3 protein-coding genes and 1 pseudogene are annotated in these 5,774 nt (G+C 61.7%); 3 read left to right on the top strand and 1 reads right to left on the bottom strand.

Translation table 11 applies throughout. The features are described from left to right. Positions 1-1,601: pseudogene (gene aceE / locus Q0O05_RS10965) on the bottom strand (pyruvate dehydrogenase (acetyl-transferring), homodimeric type); the annotation flags it as partial. A 164-nt stretch (positions 1,602-1,765) separates the two neighbouring features. Here aceE and Q0O05_RS10960 point away from each other — a divergent pair. From Q0O05_RS10960 to Q0O05_RS10950, 3 genes are all read left to right on the top strand, one after another. Further along, complete coding sequence (locus tag Q0O05_RS10960; RefSeq protein WP_293663016.1) at positions 1,766-4,303, top strand: PAS domain-containing sensor histidine kinase; 2,538 nt, start codon at positions 1,766-1,768, stop codon at positions 4,301-4,303. Positions 4,304-4,307: 4 nt separating this feature from the next. Further along, positions 4,308-4,934, top strand: coding sequence for a response regulator transcription factor (locus Q0O05_RS10955; protein WP_293663014.1), 627 nt, complete (start codon positions 4,308-4,310; stop codon positions 4,932-4,934). 70 nt (positions 4,935-5,004) lie between these two features. Next, positions 5,005-5,774: bifunctional methylenetetrahydrofolate dehydrogenase/methenyltetrahydrofolate cyclohydrolase (locus tag Q0O05_RS10950; protein ID WP_293663012.1), on the top strand; the 770-nt coding region annotated here is incomplete at its 3' end.

Raw genomic sequence — 5,774 nt, 5'->3', positions numbered from 1 at the left:
AGAATCGGCACCACGCGCGGGCCCAGGGCCTGGTCGCGCAGCAGCTGGGTCAGGAAACGCACATAGGCCTGGGTGGTCGAGATTTCACGCCCCTCCACGGTAGGCTCAATCACGGCCTTGAAGGTGTCCAGCGAGGGCACGGTAAAGCTCTCGTCCGCCTTGGTGCGGCGGTGCGGCAGGTAGCCGCCCAGAGCCTTGCGGCGCTCGTGCAGGTACTGCATTTCGGGGGTGTCGTCGGCGGGTTTGTAGAACGGCACCTTGGGCAACTCGCTGTCCGGCACAGGAATATTGAAGCGGTCGCGGAAGGCCTTGATGTCTTCGTCGGTCAGCTTCTTGGTCTGGTGGACGGTGTTCTTGCCTTCGCCGGCCTTGCCCATACCAAAGCCCTTGATGGTCTTGATCAGCAGCACCGTGGGCTCGCCTTTGTGGTTCACCGCCTTGTGGAAGGCGGCATATACCTTCTTGGAATCGTGGCCGCCGCGGCGCAGTTCGAAGATTTCCTCGTCCGACATCTTGGACACCATTTCCAGCGTGCGGGGGTCTTTGCCGAAGAAATGCTTGCGCACAAAAGCGCCGTCGTTGGCCTTCATGGCCTGGTAGTCGCCGTCCAGCGTGTCCATCATGACCTTCTTGAGCGCGCCGTCCTTGTCGCGCGCCAAGAGAGGGTCCCAGCCGGAGCCCCACAGAAGCTTGATCACGTTCCAGCCGGCACCGCGGAACTCCCCTTCGAGTTCCTGCACGATCTTGCCGTTGCCGCGCACCGGGCCGTCCAGACGCTGCAGGTTGCAGTTGATGACGAACACCAGGTTGTCCAGCCCCTCGCGCGCGGCCAAGCCGATGGCGCCCAGGGATTCGACCTCGTCCATCTCACCATCGCCGCAGAACACCCAGACTTTGCGGTTTTCGGTGTTGGCAATGCCGCGGGCATGCAGGTATTTCAAGAAGCGTGCCTGGTAAATCGCCATCAACGGGCCCAGACCCATGGAAACCGTGGGGAACTGCCAGAACTCGGGCATCAGCTTGGGGTGCGGATAGCTCGAGAGGCCTTTGCCGTCCACTTCCTGGCGGAAGTGGAGCAGCTGCTCCTCCGAAAGGCGGCCTTCCAAGTAAGCACGGGCATAGACACCGGGGGACACGTGGCCCTGGATGTAGAGGCAGTCGCCGCCATGTTCTTTTCCGGGTTCAGCACTCTCGGCATGCCAGAAGTGGTTAAAGCCAGCACCAAACAGGCTGGCCAGCGATGCGAACGAGCCGATGTGGCCACCCAAATCGCCGCCGTCTGCGGGGTTGTGGCGGTTGGCCTTCACGACCATGGCCATCGCGTTCCAGCGCATGTAAGCGCGCAGGCGTTCTTCAATCTCCAGATTGCCGGGGGAGCGCTCTTCATCCTCGGGCTCAATGGTGTTCACGTAGCCGGTGGTGGCGGAAAAGGGCATGTCAATGCTCTTCTGGCGTGCGTGCTCGAGAAGTTGCTCCAGCAGGAAGTGGCCGCGCTCGGGGCCTTCGGCCTCGATGACGGCGCTAAGTGCATCCATCCACTCGCGGGTTTCCTGGCTGTCCACATCGGACGCGCCCATGGGGTTCTGGGGAACTGCTGCCATCAAAGTCTCCTGTTGTTTTGGCCGAATTTATTGCGGTGTGCGCAGTTTCGCACAAGTTTGTTGCAATTTCAAATCATGCCCAAGTGATTCATATAGTGAAATTTCTATGCTGCGCTGCGGCACATGCCGCATACAGCGCGCATACCCTCCCCTACACTCGGAGCATGCCCCTGCCGAAAGCCATAGTCCTTCCCAAGCAACTGCCCTCGGTAACTAGCGCCAGAAACTGGTGGTACCGGCTGCCGCCCCTTCGCCAGGACCGGCTGGCCATCCTCGCGCCGCTGCTTGCGGTGCTGCTGTTTTTCGCCGCCATCGTCGCCGCGTTTGCCTACCTGCGCATCGAGGAAATCGACCGTGAACAAGAGGCCGTGCAACGCGATGTGGAATACACCCAGCAGCGCCTGCGCCTGCGCCTTTTGGAGCGGCAAGAGCAGATAGCCCGTATGGGCCGGGAAATCTCAAATAAAGAAATAGACCTGACCGACTTCAAGAGCCGCGCCTCGGGCATGCTGGACCAGTACCCCGAGCTCCAGTCAATGGCCTGGGTCGACGACAAAAAGCGCACTCGTTCCAGCGTGGGGATGGGCTTTTCTGACTTCAGCTCTCTTTCGTTTCCAGGCAATGCGCTCCTCAAAGACAGCCGCGATAACGGCTACAACATCGTCAAGCAGATCAACCAGCTTCTCTACATTCAGCCGCCCGCCGGCAAAGAAGAGGAGCCGCTGCTGCAGATGTTCATACCGCTTCAGCACAAGGGCCAGTTCGCCGGAGTGCTGATCACCGAATATTCCATCGACGGGCTCTACCGCTACGGCGTGCCCTACGAAGTGTCGGCCCGCTATGCCGTGTCCCTGCAAGACGCAAGCGGCACATTGATCGCCGGCACCAGCATTCCGAGGCGCAACCTGGTGAGCCGCTTCCTTCCCTGGTCCCACCCCAGCCATGAATACGCAATGCCGGTGTCTCCGGTGGGCTCGGGGCTGGTGGTGCGCGCGCAGGCCTACCGCGCGTCGTTCGGAGTCATCGGCAGCGGGCTGTTCTGGCTGGTGAGCGCGCTGAGCGTGTTGACCGCCTGGATGCTGATTGGCAATTGGCGCCACACCCGCCGGCGCCAGGAGGCCCAGCAGGCTCTCATGTCCGAGACCAACTTTCGCCGCGCCATGGAAAACTCCATGCTCACCGGCATGCGCGCGATGGATCTGCAGGGCCGGATCACTTATGTGAACGCTGCCTTCTGCCAGATGACAGGCTGGGGCGAGGCAGACCTGGTGGGCTGCACCGCGCCATTTCCTTATTGGCCCGAAAAAGACCGTGAGCACCTGACCGCACTGCTGGAGGAAGAGCTCGCCGGCAACACCACGCCCGTCGGCATTCAGGTGCGGGTGCAACGCAAGGACGGCGGCTTGTTTGATGCCCGGCTGTATGTGTCACCGCTGATTGACGCCTTGGGCACCCAGACCGGCTGGGTCACCTCGATGACCGACATTACCGAGCCCAACCGCGTGCGTGAGCAGTTATCCGCATCCCATCTGCGGTTTACCACCGTGCTGGAAGCGTTGGATGCTTCCATTTCTGTAGCACCACTGGGCAGCGACGAGCTGGTGTTTGCCAACAAGCTGTACCGCCAGTGGTTCGGAGTGCAGGCCGGCGGGCATTTGCGGCTGGTGGCGGAAGCCGGCATGCCACCCAGCCCCACCAATGACGAATCCGAGGACAACGTGGACTCGTTTGCCGGCCTGCCCACCACCGGCCTGCCTGACAGCGATTCGGAGAGCGCAGAAATTTACGTTGAAACCCTGGGCAAGTGGCTGGAGGTTCGCTCCCGCTACCTGAGCTGGGTGGACGGGCGCCTGGCCCAGATGGTGATTGCGACCGACATCAGCAGCCGCCGCCAAGCCGAGGAACAGGCGGCTATTCAGACCGAACGGGCCCAGACCTCGAGCCGCCTCATCACCATGGGCGAGATGGCCTCCAGCGTGGCGCATGAGTTGAACCAACCGCTGACCGCCATCAGCAACTACTGCAACGGCATGGTCTCGCGCATCCAGGACAAGCAGATCACCGAGGCAGACCTGCTCACCGCCCTGCAAAAAACCGCCCACCAGGCGCAGCGGGCCGGACAAATCATCCAGCGGATCCGCAGCTTTGTGAAGCGCAGTGAGCCGAACCGCACCATGGCCGACGTCGCCACCATGGTGAGCGAATCCCTGGAGCTGGCCGAAATCGAGCTGCGCCGTTTCAATGTGCGGCTCAACCATTACGTGGCTGCGCGCATTCCGCAGGCCATGGTCGACCCCATCCTGATTGAGCAGGTGCTGGTCAATCTACTGCGCAATGCAGCCGAGTCCATCGACTCCGCGCAGCGCCCCACACCAGAGCGCGTGGTGGAGCTGCGGGTGGTGCCCAAGCGGATTGACGACAAGCCGGTCGTCGAGTTCTCGGTACAAGACACCGGGCGCGGTCTGCCCCCTGAGGTGATGGGCCGGCTCTACGAGGCCTTCTACTCCACCAAGGCCAATGGCATGGGCATCGGCCTGTCGCTGTGCCGCTCTATCGTGGAGTCTCACCTCGGGCGTATGTCAGCGGAGAACATCTACAATGGTCAAAACGTTGTGGGGTGCCGGTTTGTGTTCTGGATACCCCTGCAAGACGGCGGCGCAAACAGCCCGGCGGAGACCATGAAAAAACCAATACTCGGATGACTCAATGAGCTTGATCCCCAAAAAAGGAACGGTTTACGTCGTAGACGACGACGAAGCTGTGCGCGATTCCCTTCAGTGGTTGCTGGAGGGCAAGGGCTACCGGGTACGCTGTTTTGAGTCCGCCGAATCCTTTCTCAGCCGCTACGACCCCCGCGAAGTGGCCTGCCTCATCGTCGATATCCGGATGGGCGGTATGACCGGCCTGGAACTGCAATCCCGTCTGATAGAGACCAAATCCCCCCTGCCTATCGTGTTCATCACCGGTCACGGCGACGTGCCCATGGCGGTAGACAGCATGAAAAAAGGCGCCATGGATTTCATCCAGAAGCCCTTCAACGAAACCCACCTGGTCGATCTGGTGGAACGCATGCTCGACCATGCCAAAGACACCTTCGCCGAATCGCAGCTCGCCGCCAGCCGCGACGCGCTGCTGGGCAAGCTCACCTTGCGCGAGAGCCAGGTGCTCGAGCGCATCGTGGCCGGCCGGCTGAACAAACAAATCGCCGACGATTTGGGCATCAGCATCAAGACAGTTGAAGCGCACCGCGCCAACATCATGGAAAAACTTAGCGCCAACACCGTCGCCGATCTGCTGAAAATTGCCCTTGGCCAGAACGCCCCGAAAACCTGACGCTATCTTATCTATAGCTACTAACGCCCGCTAAGCCTGCGCTGCGGGCGTTTTTACTTCAAAAACAGACATGACAAACAGCACCGCCCAGATCATTGACGGCAACGCCCTTGCCGCGCAACTCCGCGCCGATATCGGCCGCCGCGCCGCCGCGCTCACCGCCCGCGGCCTGACCCCGGGCCTGGCCGTGGTGCTGGTGGGCGACAACCCCGCTTCGCAGGTGTATGTGCGCAACAAGGTAAAGGCCTGCGCCGACGCCGGTCTGCATTCGGTGCTCGAAAAATACGACGACGCCATGACCGAAGCCGCACTGCTTGCCCGCGTCGAGGCGCTGAACCTGGACCCCAGCATTCACGGCATCCTGGTGCAGCTGCCCCTGCCCGCCCACATGGACGCCAACAAGGTCATCGAATCCATCTCGCCCGCCAAAGACGTGGACGGTTTTCACATTGCCAGCGCCGGCGCGCTGATGGTGGGGCAGCCCGGTTTCTGGCCCTGCACGCCCTATGGCTGCATGAAGATGCTGGAGAGCATTGGCTACTCTCTGCGCGGCAAGCACGCGGTGGTCATCGGCCGCTCCAACATTGTGGGCAAGCCCATGGCCATGATGCTGCTACAGCAAAGCGCCACGGTCACCATCTGCCACAGCGCCACGCCCGACCTCGCCGCCATGACGCGGCAGGCCGATGTGATTGTGGCCGCAGTCGGCAAACGCAATGTGCTGACCGCCGACATGGTCAAGCCCGGCGCAGTGGTGATTGACGTCGGCATGAACCGCGACGACGCTGGCAAACTCTGCGGCGACGTGGACTTTGACGGCGTGCGCCAGGTGGCTGGCTT

The sequence above is a fragment of the Rhodoferax sp. OV413 genome (genome assembly GCF_945881795.1).
Taxonomy (GTDB): Bacteria; Pseudomonadota; Gammaproteobacteria; order Burkholderiales; family Burkholderiaceae_C; genus Allorhodoferax.
The sequence above is the reverse complement of the archived record's forward strand: the minus strand, read 5'-3'. Positions and strand labels throughout refer to the sequence as shown.